At 45.3% G+C, this 17601-nt stretch carries 19 protein-coding genes; 1 reads left to right on the top strand and 18 read right to left on the bottom strand.

Annotation, left to right across the window (positions count from 1 at the left end; all coding sequences use genetic code 11):
• Positions 1–22: 22 nt before the first annotated feature.
• From topA to QMA13_RS12855, 5 genes are all read right to left on the bottom strand, one after another.
• Positions 23–2107, bottom strand: coding sequence for a type I DNA topoisomerase (gene topA, locus QMA13_RS12875; protein ID WP_282941796.1), 2085 nt, complete (start codon positions 2105–2107; stop codon positions 23–25).
• 42 nt (positions 2108–2149) lie between these two features.
• The gene (gene dprA, locus QMA13_RS12870; protein ID WP_282941794.1) at positions 2150–3253 is read right to left on the bottom strand and encodes a DNA-processing protein DprA; all 1104 of its coding nucleotides are present in this window, start codon (positions 3251–3253) and stop codon (positions 2150–2152) included.
• Positions 3254–3368: 115 nt separating this feature from the next.
• Positions 3369–4298, bottom strand: a complete 930-nt coding sequence (sucD, locus tag QMA13_RS12865) for a succinate--CoA ligase subunit alpha (protein WP_282941792.1) — start codon at positions 4296–4298, stop codon at positions 3369–3371.
• Between the two features lie 61 nt (positions 4299–4359).
• A complete protein-coding gene (gene sucC / locus QMA13_RS12860) occupies positions 4360–5520 on the bottom strand; it encodes an ADP-forming succinate--CoA ligase subunit beta (protein ID WP_282941790.1) in 1161 nt (386 codons plus the stop codon).
• A 340-nt stretch (positions 5521–5860) separates the two neighbouring features.
• Positions 5861–6121, bottom strand: coding sequence for a hypothetical protein (locus QMA13_RS12855; protein WP_282941788.1), 261 nt, complete (start codon positions 6119–6121; stop codon positions 5861–5863).
• 166 nt (positions 6122–6287) lie between these two features.
• On the opposite strand from QMA13_RS12855, the gene QMA13_RS12850 reads away from it, so the two are divergent.
• The gene (locus QMA13_RS12850) at positions 6288–7844 is read left to right on the top strand and encodes a YifB family Mg chelatase-like AAA ATPase (RefSeq protein WP_282941787.1); all 1557 of its coding nucleotides are present in this window, start codon (positions 6288–6290) and stop codon (positions 7842–7844) included.
• A 93-nt stretch (positions 7845–7937) separates the two neighbouring features.
• Here the strand turns inward: QMA13_RS12850 and QMA13_RS12845 are convergent, their stop codons facing one another.
• The 13 genes from QMA13_RS12845 to QMA13_RS12785 all read right to left on the bottom strand — a co-directional run bounded on the left by QMA13_RS12845 (position 7938) and on the right by QMA13_RS12785 (position 17489).
• Complete coding sequence (locus QMA13_RS12845; RefSeq protein ID WP_282941786.1) at positions 7938–8312, bottom strand: YraN family protein; 375 nt, start codon at positions 8310–8312, stop codon at positions 7938–7940.
• Positions 8305–8634 carry an EscU/YscU/HrcU family type III secretion system export apparatus switch protein gene (locus QMA13_RS12840; RefSeq protein ID WP_282941779.1) on the bottom strand — a complete coding sequence of 110 codons (330 nt, stop codon included), beginning with the start codon at positions 8632–8634 and terminating at the stop codon, positions 8305–8307. The genes QMA13_RS12845 and QMA13_RS12840 overlap by 8 nt, the downstream gene beginning before the upstream one ends.
• A complete protein-coding gene (locus QMA13_RS12835; RefSeq protein WP_282941778.1) occupies positions 8631–10703 on the bottom strand; it encodes a hypothetical protein in 2073 nt (690 codons plus the stop codon). The genes QMA13_RS12840 and QMA13_RS12835 overlap by 4 nt, the downstream gene beginning before the upstream one ends.
• Positions 10704–10820: 117 nt before the next feature.
• Positions 10821–11450 carry a ribonuclease HII gene (locus tag QMA13_RS12830; RefSeq protein WP_481858217.1) on the bottom strand — a complete coding sequence of 210 codons (630 nt, stop codon included), beginning with the start codon at positions 11448–11450 and terminating at the stop codon, positions 10821–10823.
• Between the two features lie 107 nt (positions 11451–11557).
• On the bottom strand, positions 11558–12445 hold the full coding sequence (ylqF, locus tag QMA13_RS12825; RefSeq protein WP_282941775.1) for a ribosome biogenesis GTPase YlqF: 888 nt from the start codon (positions 12443–12445) through the stop codon (positions 11558–11560).
• A 34-nt stretch (positions 12446–12479) separates the two neighbouring features.
• Entirely contained in the window at positions 12480–13052 is a 573-nt protein-coding gene (gene lepB, locus QMA13_RS12820; RefSeq protein ID WP_282941774.1) for a signal peptidase I, read from the bottom strand.
• 86 nt (positions 13053–13138) lie between these two features.
• Positions 13139–13480 carry a 50S ribosomal protein L19 gene (gene rplS / locus QMA13_RS12815; protein ID WP_282941773.1) on the bottom strand — a complete coding sequence of 114 codons (342 nt, stop codon included), beginning with the start codon at positions 13478–13480 and terminating at the stop codon, positions 13139–13141.
• A 182-nt stretch (positions 13481–13662) separates the two neighbouring features.
• Positions 13663–14412 carry a tRNA (guanosine(37)-N1)-methyltransferase TrmD gene (gene trmD, locus QMA13_RS12810; RefSeq protein WP_282941771.1) on the bottom strand — a complete coding sequence of 250 codons (750 nt, stop codon included), beginning with the start codon at positions 14410–14412 and terminating at the stop codon, positions 13663–13665.
• Entirely contained in the window at positions 14412–14933 is a 522-nt protein-coding gene (rimM, locus tag QMA13_RS12805; RefSeq protein WP_282941770.1) for a ribosome maturation factor RimM, read from the bottom strand. Before rimM ends, trmD begins: the two co-directional genes overlap by 1 nt.
• A gap of 175 nt (positions 14934–15108) precedes the next feature.
• Entirely contained in the window at positions 15109–15339 is a 231-nt protein-coding gene (locus QMA13_RS12800; protein WP_028550398.1) for a KH domain-containing protein, read from the bottom strand.
• A 21-nt stretch (positions 15340–15360) separates the two neighbouring features.
• Positions 15361–15633, bottom strand: a complete 273-nt coding sequence (rpsP, locus tag QMA13_RS12795; RefSeq protein WP_282941768.1) for a 30S ribosomal protein S16 — start codon at positions 15631–15633, stop codon at positions 15361–15363.
• Positions 15634–15690: 57 nt separating this feature from the next.
• Positions 15691–17064, bottom strand: a complete 1374-nt coding sequence (gene ffh, locus QMA13_RS12790; RefSeq protein WP_282941767.1) for a signal recognition particle protein — start codon at positions 17062–17064, stop codon at positions 15691–15693.
• 74 nt (positions 17065–17138) lie between these two features.
• Complete coding sequence (locus QMA13_RS12785) at positions 17139–17489, bottom strand: putative DNA-binding protein (RefSeq protein ID WP_282941765.1); 351 nt, start codon at positions 17487–17489, stop codon at positions 17139–17141.
• Between the last annotated feature and the right edge of the window lie 112 nt (positions 17490–17601).

Below are 17601 nucleotides of genomic sequence, written 5' to 3'. Positions count from 1 at the left end.
CTCCTGAAAATCACAAACTTAGTTACTCTTTCTCTTGTACTTCTTCCTTAAAATCACATTGAATGCATTGATGAAACACACCGTTCTTATTTCGCTTCTCTATCACTAAAGAACCGCATTTAGGGCAAGGCTGCTCCACCGGCTTATCCCATGATACAAACTCACATTCCGGGTAACGGTCACAGCCATAGAACACGCGTCCTTTTTTACTGCGCCGCTCGATAATATGACCTTCCTTGCAGCTTGGACAAGTGACTCCGATATCCTTCACGATCGGTTTCGTATTACGGCAGTCAGGGAATCCCGAACAGGCCAGAAATTTACCGAAGCGACCCATTTTATACACCAGATGGCGGCCGCATTTCTCGCAAATTTCATCCGAAACCTCGTCTTGAATTTCGATTTTTTCCATTTCCTCTTCGGCTACTTCAAGACGCTTCTCAAATGATTGATAGAATGAGCTCAACACTTTGACCCAGTCCTCTTTGCCCTCTTCCACATTGTCAAGTTCCTCTTCCATATGAGCCGTAAACTCAACGTCCAATATCTCAGGGAAAAATTCGATCATTTGTTGAATGACCAGTTCCCCCAGCTCTGTAGGGACGAACTTTTTTTCCTCGATGGCTACATAGCCACGTCTTTGGATCGTTTCCAGTGTTGGAGCATACGTACTTGGCCGTCCGATTCCCATTTCTTCAAGTGCACGAACTAGCCTTGCTTCCGTATAGCGTGGCGGAGGTTGGGTGAAATGCTGCTTCGGATCTATCTGTTTTTTCTTCACCTTATCTCCTTGTTTTAAAGGAGGCAGAAGCTTATCCTCTTCCGTCGTACCATCGTCGTTGCCTTCAACATATACCTTCATAAACCCAGGGAACTTCATTTTAGAGCCGACAGCTCTAAATACGTTATCTCCGGCGGCAATATCGACAGTCATCGTATCCAGTACAGCAGATGCCATTTGACTTGCAACAAATCGTTCCCATACAAGTTTGTACAAACGGAACTGGTCACGGCTCAAATGGTCTTTAATTTGATCCGGTTCACGCAGCACAGAGCTTGGACGAATGGCTTCATGCGCATCTTGAGCGTTAGCTGCTTTTTTAAGATAAACACGAGGTGTTTCCGGGTAGTAGCTTTCACCGAATTTGCCTACGATAAACTCTTTGGCCTCTTCTTGGGCTACCGGAGATATCCGCGTGGAATCCGTACGCATATAGGTAATTAAACCTACCGTTCCTTCGCTTCCCAAGTCGATACCTTCATATAACTGCTGTGCTACGGACATGGTTTTGGAGGCGCGGAAATTAAGCTTCCTAGCAGCTTCCTGCTGCAATGAACTCGTAATGAATGGAGGAGAAGGATTACGCAAGCGTTCCTTTTCTTTTACTTCATTAATAGTAAAATTCGCTTTATTGACAGAAGCCAATATTTCATTAACTTCCTGCTCGTTTTTCAGCTCTTTTTTCTCACCATTGACACTATGGAATTTAGCCTCGAATTCAGACGAGCCAGCCAAGAGCTTGGCTGTGATAGACCAGTACTCTTCCGGTACGAACGCTTTGATTTCGTTCTCCCGATCGTAAATCAGCTTGACGGCTACGGATTGCACACGCCCTGCTGAAAGTCCTTTTTTCACTTTTTTCCAAAGCAGCGGACTGATCTTGTAACCAACCAATCGATCGAGAATTCTTCTTGCCTGTTGGGCATTCACTAGATCTATATTGATTTTCCGCGGTGTTTTGAAAGCATCCTTTACGGCCTGTTTCGTTATTTCATTAAATACAACACGGCACGCTTCTGTCTCCCCAAGCTCCAAATAATGAGCCAAGTGCCAAGCAATAGCTTCCCCTTCGCGATCCGGGTCAGCCGCCAGATATACTTTTTTTACTTTTTTCCGGGCGTCCTTCAATTCCTTCAATACGGAACCTTTGCCGCGGATCGTAATATATTTAGGCTCAAAATTTTTCTGTATCTCAACACCAATTTGGCTCTTTGGAAGATCGCGAATATGGCCCATAGATGCTTTGACAATAAACTTGCTGCCTAGATATTTGCCGATGGTTTTTGCTTTTGCGGGTGACTCCACAATGACTAATGAATCTGCCATAGGCGCCTTCCCCCTTCATTTATAAAATAGACTCCATTATCGTTAACATATAGCGTATACAGAACCTGGTAATTGTTCCACTCGTTTAGTCATTAGTAAATTTAACAGAACTGAGTGCAAATGTCCAAAGTTAAATTGACTATGTGTAAGCAGCTCATCAATGGTCATGGCTTGTTTATGCAAAAGATCGATGATCGTCTTCTCATCCTTAGAAAGAGCTGGTTGAGTGGAAGGATTAGCATTAATGTGTGTCAATGTGTCCAAGGATATCCAATGAGGGTATTCTTCTAATATATCTTCCACACAAGTGACCAGCTTAGCTCCTTGCTTAATCAAGGCTAATGCTCCCTGACTTTTCGGGGATGTAATAGGACCTGGTAGAGCAAATACATCTCTGGATTCCTCTAACGCCTGATCCGCCGTAATAAGAGACCCGCTCTTCAATGCAGCCTCTATTACAAGAACTCCTGCACTTAATCCGGCAATGATCCTATTCCTCTGAGGAAACAATCCGGGATGAGACTTCATGTGCAGCGGGTATTCACTTAGAATCAAGCCTTGCTCGGCAATTCGTTGGTACAATCCCTTATTTTCCGGGGGATATACTTGATCAATACTGCAGCCAAGCACCGCTACCGTACTTCCCGTTCCCTTCAAGGCACCTTCATGAGCCGCACTATCGATACCTCTTGCCAGTCCGCTGACTACGCACACTTCTGCGGAAGACAAAGACACAGACAGTTGCTCTGCCGCTCTTCTGCCGTAAGTCGTAGGCGTTCGTGTACCAACAACTCCAATGCATAATCTATTCAATATATCGGCTGCTCCCTTGTAATACAGCACCCAAGGAGGCTGAGCGGTTTGCTTTAATATTGAAGGATACTCATCATCCCAAATCGTCATGATACCGATGTCTTTGGTGGTGTATGCAGCCAAGATCTGTTTTGTTCGTTCGGCATCAAGATCTTTCAATCCCTTTGCAAGTACATTCGCGCGGGTGCTCGAAATGCCAAGTTCTTGCCAATCGTTGATGTCTAGTTGAGCCGCTTCGGACAACTGAGGAAAGCATCTCGTGATGCGCTGAATCGTTTTCCAGCCTATCCCTTCCAACTGGTGAAGCGCAATTAAAATGGTTCTATTGTTCATTTAGTATATATCACTCCTTCGTCAAGAACAACTTTTGCTAAATCTGCACCTAAAAAAATGAAAAAGCCTCCCACTCCCTTAAAGGGAATGGAAGGCTGCTTGCCTGTCCGATTCTTTACTTAGTGATACATTTATCAAGCAATCCTTTTTCTTCCAAAACGCTCACCAATGTGGATCCCATTTCGGAAGGTGTAGGAGCTACTTTAATACCGCAACGTTCCATGGTAGCTACTTTCTCTGCTGCAGTACCTTTACCGCCGGAAATGATGGCGCCTGCATGACCCATACGTTTTCCTGGAGGAGCAGTTTGTCCGCCGATGAAGCCAACAACCGGTTTGGTCATGTTAGCTGCGATCCATTCAGCTGCTTCTTCTTCCGCAGTACCGCCGATTTCACCGATCATGATAACAGCGTAAGTTTCTGGATCTTCGTTGAACAATTTCAAAATATCGATGAACTCGGAGCCTTTAACAGGGTCTCCGCCGATACCTACAGCAGAAGATTGTCCAATGTTACGAGTAGTCAATTGATGAACGGCTTCATAAGTCAAGGTTCCGCTACGGGAAACTACGCCTACGTGACCTGGAGTATGGATGTATCCAGGCATGATACCGATTTTGCATTCGCCCGGAGTGATAACGCCTGGGCAGTTTGGTCCGATCAAGCGAGTTTTTTTGCCTTCCATGTAACGGGCCACTTTAACCATGTCCAATACAGGGATACCTTCAGTAATACAAATCGTAAGATCCAATTCTGCATCAACAGCTTCCATGATAGCATCCGCTGCGAAAGCAGGTGGAACATAGATTACGGAAACCGTAGCGCCAGTTGCAGCTTTAGCTTCTGCTACTGTGTTGAATACAGGAAGAGATTTAACCGATCCGTCTTCCAAAGTGATGTCGATGTTCGTGCCACCTTTACCAGGAGTTACGCCACCTACCATTTGCGTACCGTAGTCAAGGCCACCTTTTGTGTGGAACATACCTACGGAACCTGTAATACCTTGTGTGATTACTTTCGTATCTTTATTCACTAAAATACTCATTTGTATAGTTCACATCCCTTGAATTATTTGAAGATGAATACGCGTTGGCTCCGAACGGACATTACTTAACAAGAGCAACGATTTTTTGTGCTCCGTCTGCCATGGAGTCTGCAGCCACAATGTTCAAGCCGGATTCGTTCAAGATTTTCTTACCAAGCTCTACGTTCGTACCTTCCAAACGTACAACCAGCGGACGAGTCAGACCCAATTCTTTTGCTGCTGCCACAACGCCATCAGCGATAACATCACATTTCATGATTCCGCCAAAGATATTTACGAAAATACCTTTAACCGCTTCATCGGAAAGGATGATTTTGAAAGCTTCAGTAACTTTCTCTTTTGTAGCACCGCCCCCTACATCTAGGAAGTTTGCAGGGTCTCCGCCGTAGTATTTAATAATATCCATGGTCGCCATAGCAAGGCCTGCGCCGTTAACCATGCAGCCGATGTTGCCATCAAGCGCTATGTAGCTCAAATCGAATTTGGACGCTTGGATCTCTTTTTCATCTTCTTCTTCAAGGTCACGAAGAGCTTGAATGTCTTTGTGACGGTACAAAGCGTTGGAATCAAAGTTCAGCTTCGCATCCAATGCCATTACATCTCCGCCGCCTGTAACAACCAAAGGATTGATTTCCGCGATGGAGCAATCTTTGTCTACGAACGCAGTATAAAGAGCAATCATGAATTTAACTGCTTTATTAACCAATTCAGTAGGAATGTTGATAGCATAAGCCAATTTGCGTGCTTGGAATGCTTGCAGACCTACAGCAGGATCGATAACTTCTTTGAAGATTTTTTCAGGCGAGTGAGCAGCCACTTCTTCAATTTCAGTTCCGCCTTCTTCGGATGCCATCATAACTACACGGCCAGTAGCACGGTCAACGACTACGCCCACATAGTATTCTTTTTTAATATCGCAGCCTTGCTCGATGAGAAGACGCTTTACTTCTTTACCTTCAGGGCCTGTTTGGTGAGTAACTAGTACTTTACCCAAAATTTGTTCAGCGTAAGTACGCACTTCATCCAAGTTTTTCGCAACTTTTACGCCGCCCGCTTTACCGCGACCGCCGGCATGAATTTGCGCTTTAACTACAACGACAGAAGTTCCAAGCTGTTTTGCAGCTTCTACAGCTTCATCAACTGTGAAAGCAACTTTTCCTTCAGGTACGGCAACACCATACTGTTTCAGCACTTCTTTGCCTTGGTACTCATGAATATTCATTTAGCAAAATCCTCCTATCAGTGATAGCTTTCTATATGAACCAGAACTGGACGTTTTCACACGTCAAGCCCCGCATCAAACGAAAAAGAGTTCGATATGATGCATTATTTTTCCTGCTTGCCACGCTAATCGCAGCAAACATTCACTATTGTACCACTTTTTTTCGACACTTTCCTTAAATTTTCGGTTAATGCCTCCTTTTTTCAATCAAACTTTTTTATGCCTCTGAAAAATTTCCCGTATTATAGCATTCCCAAGGACATGGAAAGCAAACAAAAAGACGCACCTTTTCCCAGTATTTCAAGAAATAGTGCGTCTATTTGGAATCATGTACCATACATTACATATAGGTTGGATTGGTCGGCGTCATAGTACGCGGTTCACGCTCCGCCTGTTTGATAAATCTTAATTCATTTCCCGTGAAATTACAGACTAGACATTGAATCATTGGCTCTGAGTCTTGTATTTGCTGCGGGTCATTCACCTCTTGAACTGTACCGGAGATGGCATCCTTCAGAAATCGTTGTGAAAAGCTCGAAATCACGCTGAATTTGATTCGGTTGGAACGGCAATTTGGACAAAAGTAAGGTTTTTCCTGCATCGCTTTCACCCCCTTACCTTGTATATCCATTTTGCGTTAGGTTTATCCATTTCGCTTTACGTTTGCCAATACCGCTCAATACTTGTACAATATATAAAAATAGGGTTGATAAGGAAGCACCTTTACCCAATGGACTGATGATCCTAAGGGGAGGGTGTATTTTGATATGTATGGAAAAGTAATGAGCGCTTGTTTACATGGAGTTGAAGGAAAGCTTGTCGAGGTGGAGGTTGACTTGAGCAACGGCTTGCCTCAGATGAGTATCGTTGGTCTCCCCGATAGCGCAGTAAAAGAGTCCATGGAAAGAGTCCGGGCTGCCATCAAAAACTGCGGCTTCACATTCCCATTGCAGCGTATCACGGTAAATTTGGCTCCAGCCGATATACGCAAGGAAGGGGCCGCTTTCGATTTGGCCATAGCTATTGGCATTCTTGTAACTAGCGGCCAGCTAAAGATTAACCAGCCTGAGTCCACATTAATTCTTGGAGAATTAGCACTTGACGGCTCGATTCGTCCTGTTCCCGGGGTACTCTCCATGCTGGCTACCGCTAAAGAAAATGATATTTCCCGAGCCATCGTGCCGATTCATAATGATCGCGAAGCAAGCTTGATTGGAGAGATGGAGATAGGTTCGTTAGCTCATATTAGCAATCTTCAAACTAACCCCGATACTTTGTTTCATACTATGCTAAAGCATTCCGATCGAAATATAAAACTCGGGAGCAATTCAATAAACACCCCTATCCACACTCAAAACTTCAGCGATGTTCACGGGCAGCTTCACGCCAAACGGGCTCTAATGATTTGTGCCGCTGGGATGCATAATATTCTTCTGCTCGGCCCACCGGGGACAGGTAAAACTATGCTTGCTAAAAGGTTGCCTAGCATCCTTCCCGATATGTCCGAAAAGGAAGCCCTTGACGTTACCAAAATATATAGCGCTTCGGGTAAATTCGCAGATCGCAGCAGCCTTATTAGCGAGAGACCGTTTCGCATGCCCCATCATTCTATATCCGCCGCAGGTCTTGTAGGTGGAGGCACCATTCCGAAGCCTGGGGAAATTAGTTTGGCTCATCGAGGCGTTCTATTCCTTGACGAGCTGCCGGAGTTTTCCAGAGCCGTATTGGAGGTTCTTAGACAGCCCTTAGAGGATCGTTTTGTTACGATTGGCCGTGCAAGAGCCGTCTATCGATTCCCCTCTCACTTCATTCTGGCCACCTCGATGAACCCCTGCCCGTGTGGATATTACGGAGCAGAGTCTTCATCTCATCCATGCACATGCAGTCCCTTGAAAATCGAGCATTACCGATCGAAAATATCCGGTCCGCTTCTTGATCGAATCGATCTTCAAATAGAGGTCCCCCGCATCGATTACAGCCAGATTATGGACTCGCTGCCGCAGCTATCTTCTGAAGATATGAAAGACCAGGTTGATCGTGCAAGACAGATTCAATTGGAACGATACTCCGAATCCGGCATTATGTTTAATAGCGAGCTACATGGGAAGCTGCTCCGATCCCACTGCAAGCTTCAGAGCGATGCCGAGTCGATGCTGCGAAAATCATTTGAAATTCTGGGACTCAGCGTCAGAGCCTATGATCGAATTCTTAAAATCTCGCGAACAATTGCTGATCTGGAAGGAAGCACACGAATTGAAACTCCGCATCTCGCCGAAGCACTTCAGTATCGGAGCTTGGATAAAAAGACTCTCATCTCGGGTTAAACCGCCTCTACTATCTAAACTGCCTCTATGGATCAATAAAAGATCAGGGGCTTTTTCTTTTCAAACAAAAAACGCACCTGCGGGTATTGCCCGTCAAAATGCGTTCGTGATTTGATCTAAAGAAATTAGATTGCCAGCTTTATTTGTTACTATAGAAATGACATCAAAACGAATTTGATAGTTTTGCAATCGTTGCGTATGAACATAAACCTGCGCCGTTTCCATTACCTGTGCGCACTTTTTATAGTCGACGGACTCCGCAGGCGTCCCGAAGCGAAGCGTGCTGCTGCGTGTACGGACTTCTACAAATACTAGCAAATCTCCGTCCCATGCTATCAAATCTAGCTCGCCTGTCCGGCAGCGCCAGTTTTGTCCAGCAATACGATACCCTTTCTGCTCTAAATGCTCAAGTGCATATCGCTCCCCAAGTGCCCCCAACTGTTTGCGGTTCATGACTTGGTCATTCATACGAATTCTCCTTAATCTGCTTCGCACGTTGATCCGAACGGTAAATAAAGCTCAAGATCTCCGCCACAAGCTTGTACAACTCTGGTGGAATTTCTTGATCCAGATCCAGCTTGGAGAGCACCTCAACCAATGATGAATCTTCCTGAATAGGTACCCCGTTATCGATAGCCTTCTTCAAAATAGCTTCCGCAATATGCCCTTTCCCTTTGGCTATCAATACGGGAGCCTTTGATTGATCCGGGGCATATTTAAGTGCTACCGCTTTTTTAATGGACGTTTGAACCGTTGCAGTGTCTGTCTGTCTTTTACTTTCTTGACTCATACCTTAACGTCCATTCCCTTGTACTGTTTACTTCCGTATAAGTCAAGTAGTCTTGCTGGTAATGAAGCCTCTTGAAGGTTGGAAGGCGTTGAAGACTCCTCTGCAGCTAACCCTTTTTCTGGATATGGGCTGCATTTCAAAGAAATAAACTGGTATCCGATTCCTGAGAGACTTGAAGCTATCTCCTCTCGATAAGAATCCAGCAAATTATGTAAAAAGGGCTGATCATTCATGACCTGCAAACTTACAATTCGGTCAACAACCTTCACATCTACCATCGTATCACCCAGAGCTTTCATGCGCAGATCGAACACTAGGCGGCAATTTTGAGCGTCGATTTCTCCCCGCTTCCCTTTACGGGATTGAATATGGATCGCAGCTGTCTGTTCCCCATTGGCATTCAACAGCGGGACGAACATCGTAATATGTGTGAACATGGAGCTGCGATCCGAATTTAGCATCAGCTGCTGTCCTGTAATTTGCTGTACAGCTTGCTGAACCGTTTCTTTCATAGCAGGCGGAATGTCCTGGGACTGACTTAACTGCATTAGCACGCTTTTAAGCGAATCCGCCATTTTTAATTGCTCATGGTTCAAGCCAGCTGACTGCACACCCGATTGAGGCTGCAGTGATGCTCCGTCCATTCGAACCGGGTTTTCATTGGCCTTCATTTCCGGCAGCTTGAAGAGCTGACTCTCATGATCTACTCCAAGAGCCTTCATCAGCTTCGGAATCCAATGCTCGGAGGCTTGGCCTCCTTTAGGAGAAGTAAGAACTCCCTCATTTGCATCAGTTGTTGATCGAGATACAGCTGTCGATGATTGTTCCTCTTTCAATTCCACTGATGCAGACGCTGCACTACCTCCTGTTGGATGAGGGGGAGTATTATTAGATCGAACTATCTCATTCTTGGCTTGCTCATTTACAAATGGTGACTTTTTATCATTTTGCGCACCAGAGAACGTTTGTTCGTTAATCGATTGTGCAGCAGTTGTCTGACTACTTACGCTACGAGCCTCTTGACCTCCAGGATTCATCTTTTGCACAGGTTCTGAACCATTGGCTGGCGCAGTAGCCATAGCCGTTCCCTTTGGATCTGACATAAGCTGCTGTTCCGGCACAGGATTTGACGAATTTGCTGCTACAGGTGTCCCAGTGGTTGCCGTTCTTATAGACGTCTGAGCTGCTTGTTCCATGCTTCTTGCGGTCCCAGCCGTTTGTGCCATTTCATTTTCCACAGAACCGGCTTGTTGGCCTGCAGCAGACGCAGTCGTGAATGAACTAGCTTGATTATTGTTGTTTATGGTTGGTGCCGAAGCCTGTCTGCTTTCTTGAGGAACCTGGCTTTTAAGATTGTTTAATGTATCTTCAGCAGTCGTGGACTGAGGAAGCAGCTGTGTAGACATTTCTCTCACCGATGCCATCAGTAGTTTAAATGTATCAATAGCCACCTTGGTTGAAGCAGATATGCCTGGGTTGTCGCTCAATAGCTTGGACACTTGAGAATCCAACTGCTGCAGCGTTTCATGAAATGCAGGACCCGCTACGGCGGCACGGACGGCATTCACGCTTTCTGGAGTTAGAGGAATCCCTTTTTGCTGGGCTATTATTGCAGATGGCAGCCATTCCTCCTGAGCGATGGATGCAGGAAGCTGGCTTTGCAGCTGTGCTAAGGCTTTTATGGTTTCCTTATTTAATGTAATACCAGCCTGATGAAGCGCTTGAATCAATTGTCTATTGCTTGCTGTATCCGCCAAACCTACGTTTTTTAATATTTCAACAAGAGATCCGTCGGCGATTTTCACTACAGAAGCATCCAGAGGTTTGAGAACGATTTGTCCTGACGCTGATTCTGGCTGTACTTGCAGCATAGTCACTTCACCTTGTTTTAACGGAGTCTCCAGTTTAGCTCTAACCTGAACCCCACCAATATTGAGGATGGCATCCTGCTCCGACAACACCTGCATGACCATGCCCTTCACAACTTCTCCCGATTTGAGCTCCAGCGTCTTAGGCTCGGATGGTTGCGCATCTCCGAGAAAACTTTTAATTAATCCGCTTATGTTCACAGATCTCCTCCTCCCGGGGCTGCATCATTTAACATCTCATAACTTGTTATTATATATATCGGCAGCTTCACTGCACCATTTCAGTACGAAAATCTCGCCATTTGAATATTGGCTGTTTTAAAATAACTCCTGCTGCTGCACCAAAATATTTTTCAAAAAAGTTTTTCTATGCAGCGGACTCGCCCCATACTCTACAATTCGTTCCCTATGGAGCTTTGTTGCATAACCTTTATGAAGCGCAATGCCATACTCCGGGTACTCTATATCCCAATGAAGGCACATACGGTCACGCGTAACCTTAGCAATAATGGAGGCGGCTGCAATCGATTGGCTAAGTGCATCTCCATGAATAAGTGCCATCTGGGGCAACGGGGAATCAACCTTTTCAGCATCAACCAATAAATACTCTGCTCCAGGGTTCAATTGTTCTACCGCCTGTTTCATCGCAAGCCTTGCCGCTTGCTTAATATTGATCGATTCTATCATGTGGACATCTACAATTCCTACTCCAATAGAGATCGCTTCTTTTTGAATGACCTCGAACAATTCCTCGCGCTTTTTATGACTTAATTTCTTCGAATCATTCACTTCCTCCAGCACAAGACCCGGCGGCAAAATAACAGCCGCTGCCACAACGTCACCGAACAGACAGCCTCTGCCTACCTCGTCTACGCCAGCTATATATTGGACGCCCTCGTTCCAGAGCGTACGCTCATTTTCTAACATATGTATGAATTCCTTTCTAATCTAGCACTCGTATTACATTATTATACTAGAAACGATCTCTAGCGGATACGAAACGAACAAAATATTCGACAAGATCCGCTCTGAAAAAGAAAAAGCCACCCTATCCATTAGAGTGGCTGCTGATCCTTATAGTCATCCGGTGTTTCCAAGCTGATTCTGCCCATCTTCCCTGCACGAAGCTCCCTCAAGATCGTTAAGGATGCCTTTTCCAGGTCAACACGACCGCCGCTCATTAGAGCGCCTCTTTTGCGTCCTATCGCTTCCATAACTTCTACTATGGCGTCAGTATCATTTGGATCCTCGGGAAGCTTATCAATGCCGAATCGCTCCTTAAGAGAGGTTCCATACTGAACGGTGAGATATTTCATTGTATTGAATGCAATATCTACTGTGTTCAATAATTCTTCCTTGATCGCACCGGTAGCAGCAAGCCGCAAACCAACCTGCTGATCCTCGAATTTCGGCCACAAAATACCAGGAGTGTCGAGGAGTTCCATCTCGGAACCAACCTTGATCCATTGCTGTCCTTTGGTTACACCAGGCTTATCTCCTGTGGCTGCAATTTTACGACCTGCGAGGCGGTTAATCAGTGTCGATTTCCCAACATTGGGAATCCCTACGATCAAAGCACGGATCGCTCTAGGTTTAATTCCTTTACGAAGCTGCGCCTCGATTTTAGTGGACATGAGCTGCTTGCAGCGAGCCATGATTTCCTTCATCTGGTTCCCGTTAGCTGCATCGACAGGTAGAGCCTGGAGCTCCTGCTCTGCAAAATAAGCAACCCATTTCTCAGTCGCAGCTGGGTCGGCCAAATCGTTTTTGTTCAGCAGCACCAATCGTGGCTTGTTCTGCAAAATTTCATCAATCATCGGGTTTCTGCTGGATAATGGAATTCGTGCATCCAACAGCTCAATCACAACGTCAATCAACTTCAGCTTATCCTGAATTTGACGACGGGCTCTTGTCATGTGACCTGGAAACCATTGAATCGTCATACGGTCACCTCAACTTCTTTTCCATAGCTATTTTCTAAAAATGAACCAAGCTTATTTTGTTATACGGCCAAAAAATTAAATCGGCGCGTCCAACAATCTGCTCAAACTTGACTGGACCGATATCGCGGCTGTCTGAGCTATTCGATCGATTATCCCCCATAACAAAAACCGTTCCTTCCGGAATCAATTTTTCTGGGAAATTTCTTGAATTATAGGGTATCCCTTTTTTTGCAGCGTCATCCAGTGCCTTCTGCAAATAAGGTTCATCCAGCGCTTTGTTGTTGACATACACCTTATCGCCTTCCACCTTTACGGTTTCTCCAGGCAATGCAATGACTCTTTTTATGTAATCTTTCTCTTTGGTGGCATGAAATACGACCACCTCGCCTCTCTCAGGCTTGCGTATATCGTAAATGATTTTGTTTACAATCAAGCGTTCACCGGTATAAAAGTTAGGCTCCATGGACGGCCCTTCCACAATAAACGGGGCAAAAATCAACCAGCGGATAAAAAAGACGAGAGCTGCGGCAATGAGCAGCGCTTTAACCCATTCCCAAACTTCGTTCTTGACTGGATTCGGTTTGTCTACGGTTTGTTCTTGCTCCATAAAGACCTGCCCTTTCTTCCATAAATTTCAGTCCTCGATAAAAAACGAAAAGGAGCTTGGTAAACAAGCCCCCGTTTGTTTTCGTCTTAACGAATTTCTTGAATTCTTGCCGCTTTACCGCGAAGACCACGCAAGTAGTATAGCTTCGCGCGACGAACTTTACCACGGCGAGCCACCTCAAGCTTATCAATCTTCGGTGAATTTACCGGAAACGTTCTTTCAACGCCAACACCGTAAGAAATTTTTCTAACGGTAAAAGTTTCGCTTATTCCGCCGCCGCGGCGTTTAATTACAACACCTTCGAACAGCTGAATACGTTCGCGGGAACCCTCGATAACTTTAACGTGAACTTTCACTGTATCGCCTGGGCGAAAGCTTGGCAAATCTTGGCGTAATTGTTCCTTAGTAATCTCCTGGATTAGACTCATGTATGACTCCCTCCTTCCACACAGGTGTTCATTCCGCCTCTGATGTCGATTCTCTTGTTGTTATGCGTAGAGGACCACCGTAATCGGGCAAATTGCCACAACGTTGTATATAATATCATAACTGAGAGGCAAACACAACTTGAATTTATCAATATCATTAAGATAATAGAAAAGCAGCCTATTTACTCTGTTTTTCTCTCAAATTCTTGCTGAATCTCCTTCAACCATTGCTGTTCTTCCTTAGTAAGTGGATACGACTCCAATAAATCAGGCCGTTTTTGCCATGTACGTAAAATAGCCTGGCGCTTTCGCCACTTCTCAATATTCGCGTGGTGACCGGACAGTAAAATATCCGGAACCTCCCACTCTCGAAACTGAACAGGTCGGGTATAGTGAGGATATTCCAACAAACCAGTGCTGAATGAGTCTGTGACCGCCGATGTTTCGTTGCCCAGCACTCCTGGAAGCAGTCTTGCTACACTATCAATAACGACCATGGCAGGCAGCTCACCGCCCGTCAGCACATAATCGCCTATGGATAGCTCGTCTGTCACTAAATGCTCGCGAATCCGTTCATCATAGCCCTCGTAATGACCGCAAACGAAGATCAAGTGCTCTTCTTTGGCCAATTCCTCCGCTTTACGCTGTGTAAACGGTTCTCCCTGTGGACACATGAGGACGATCCTAGGTCGACTCGACAACGGCTCTGTCAAAGCTTCTACGGCCATAAATATCGGCTCTGGCTTTAACACCATACCTCCACCGCCGCCGTACGGGTAATCGTCAACCGTATTATGTTTATTATTGGAATAATCACGAAAATTAACTGTGTTGAGCTCGACGATTCCTTTTTCACGAGCTTTCCCTAAAATACTGGAGGAAAACACGCCGTCGAACATAGCAGGAAATAAAGTGAGTACATCGATTCTCATCAATCCAGCAGGCCTTCCATCAGGGATACCTTCACCCGTTTTTCTTTTACATCTACTTCAAGTACCACATCATCAATATATGGAATCAATACCGGTTTGCCGGATTCACGATCTACTACCCACACATCATTAGCACCAGGAGACAAAATCTCACTTATAATACCAAGCTTCTCTCCTTCGTCCGTAAACACAACGCATCCGATAATTTCATGATAATAAAATTCATCGTCAGAAAGCTCGCTCAAATACTTTTCTTCCACTTTCAGAAGCCAGCCCTTGTACTTTTCTACATCATTAATATTTTCGAAGCCTTTAAACTTTATCATGAACATTTTTTTATGCTCACGCGCCGATTCTACCGTCACAGGGAATGTAGTTTCTTTTTGCGGGTCAAAAAATACAAGAGTACTCCCTTTAGCGAAACGCTCATCAGGAAAATCTGTCTCAGGAACGATTTTCAGTTCCCCCCGTATTCCGTGTGTATTGACTATTTTGCCGACCGTATACAATTTCTCGCTCATTTTGCCCTCCAACTCCGTACATCAAATCATTATGTATAAAGTAAACTCTCTAACGCCGTCCTCTCAAATTGATAATGAGCTTCATGGTATTAGAGAGGTTATAGGATCTAATTGAATATTCTTTTTTCAGAAGAAAAGAAAGAGCTAGGATTTCTCCTAACTCTCATGGTGTCCATTATGACACGATTTCAACCGAAACACGCTTGCTTTCTTTTACTGCAGCCGAGGTGACTACGGTACGAAGTGCTTTGGCAATGCGCCCTTGCTTACCGATCACTTTACCGACATCGTCGGGATGAACAGAAAGTTCGAACGTGATGCTGCGGTCATCCTCCACCGTATTCACTTTTACTTCTTCGGGATGATCAACCAACGCCTTAGCGATAACGGTTATTAGATCTTTCATAACACCCTCCGAATCGGCAGATTACTTCTGCAGTTTGGACTCATGGAACTTCTTCATGATGCCAGCTTGACTGAACAGGTTGCGAACAGTATCAGAAGCTTGAGCACCGGTTTGAAGCCATTTCAGCGCTTTTTCCTCGTCGATATTAACAACGGCTGGTTGTGCAACCGGGTTGTAAGTACCAATCTCTTCGATGAAACGACCGTCACGTGGGGAACGGGAATCCGAAACTACCACACGGTAAAAAGGAGCTTTGTGAGCACCCATACGTTTAAGACGAATACGAGTTGCCATTAGAAAATCACCTCCAACATAGAATAAACAATAATTATATATCATTCCACGATCGGATCAACCGAACGGGAACTTCATTCCTTTTCCAAGCTTGCCCTTCAGGTTTTTCAAAGCTTTAGGTCCTTTAGGTCCCATCATGCTTGAAAACTGCTTCATCATTTTACGCATATCGTCAAACTGCTTAATGAATCGGTTCACATCCTGCACGGAGTTTCCGCTTCCCGCAGCAAGCCGTTTACGTCTGCTTGGACTCAGCATGTCCGGATTTTGCCGTTCTTCCTTCGTCATAGATTTAACGATGGCGGCGATCCGAGCCATTTGCTTGTCATCCACCTTGAGATCCTTCATGCCCTTCATCTTATTAGCTCCAGGCAGCATATCCAAGATTTGATCCAATGGGCCTAGCTTCTTCACCTGCTCCATTTGGTCAAGGAAGTCATCGAAGGTAAACTCCGCGGTACGCATTTTGCGTTCCATTTCCTTGGCCTTCTCAGCATCGATACCAGCTTGAGCTTTCTCGATCAATGTGAGCATGTCGCCCATACCGAGAATCCGTGAAGCCATCCGGTCTGGATGGAAAGGTTCAAGCGCATCCAGCTTCTCACCAATACCGGCGAATTTAATCGGGCATCCTGTTACGGCTTTAACCGAAATGGCCGCACCGCCACGTGTATCTCCATCGAGCTTGGTCAGCACCACACCGGTTAGTTCAAGCTGCTTATGGAAGCTCTCCGCAACGTTTACTGCATCCTGCCCTGTCATAGCATCTACGACTAACAAAATCTCATCCGGACTAATAGCTGTAACAATCTGCTTCAGCTCATCCATTAGAGCCTCGTCAATATGCAGTCGTCCTGCCGTATCGACGATCAAATAATCGTTACCATTATCCTTGGCATGCTGCAAAGCGTTCTTTGCAATTTCTACAGGGCTCACTTGATCTCCCATAGTGAATACGGGAACCTTCAATTGCTCGCCGAGTACTTGCAGCTGCTTAATGGCTGCCGGACGGTAAATATCGCCTGCGGCCAGAAGTGGACGATGGTTTTGCTGAAGAAGCATTTTGGCAAGCTTACCGGTTGCTGTAGTCTTACCTGCACCCTGCAGCCCGACCATCAACACTACTGTCGGTGGCCGATTCGACCGTGCCAGCTTACTCTGCGAGCCGCCCATAAGGTCCGTGAGCTCTTTATTCACGATATCGACGACGACCATAGCCGGTGTAAAGCTCTCAAGGACTTCCTGTCCGATAGCGCGTTCCTTCACCTTAGCGATGAATTCCTTCACTACCTTAAAGTTCACATCCGCCTCAAGAAGCGCGAGACGAACTTCACGCAGCGCCTCATTAACATCGTCTTCCGTTAGCTTTCCTTTGCCTCTCAGCTTGCTGAACACATTCTGCAATCGGGTCGCTAATCCTTCGAATGCCATGCGAATTCACCTCTTGAGCGTTACTTATCTATCTTTATACATTTATATCATCGTTTAAGTTTGTTGCAAACCGGTCAATCAAGATTACTTAATCGCCCCAACAGCGCTTGCGCTTGCTTCCTCTCTTCACCAGCTAATCCGGTTAAAAGAGAATCAAACTGTTGAGTCAACTGCTGCCGTTCTTCATGCTTAGCTAACAGTTGCAGCTTAATCTCATAATCCTCCAATACGGACTCCGAACGTTTTATATGCTCATATACTGCTTGACGGCTGATCTTGAATTCTGCAGCAATTTCGCCAAGCGAATAATCATCGTGAAAATATAGCTTGCAAAACAATTGCTGTTTCTCAGTCAACAGCTTCTCATAAAAGTCAAACAGCAGATTAATCCGGTTTGTCTTCATCAATGCATTTTCTTCCGTCACAGTGCCCCGCCTCCGTTAAGGTAAAACACTTTACAGGACCAACAAGACCTATAATACCCAAAACGGAGAATGATGTCAAGCTCTTTTCCTTGTCACACTATTTTAAGTGAAA

Source organism: Paenibacillus sp. RC67 (assembly GCF_030020805.1).
GTDB lineage: Bacteria > Bacillota > Bacilli > Paenibacillales > NBRC-103111 > Paenibacillus_S.
The sequence above is the reverse complement of the archived record's forward strand: the minus strand, read 5'-3'. Positions and strand labels throughout refer to the sequence as shown.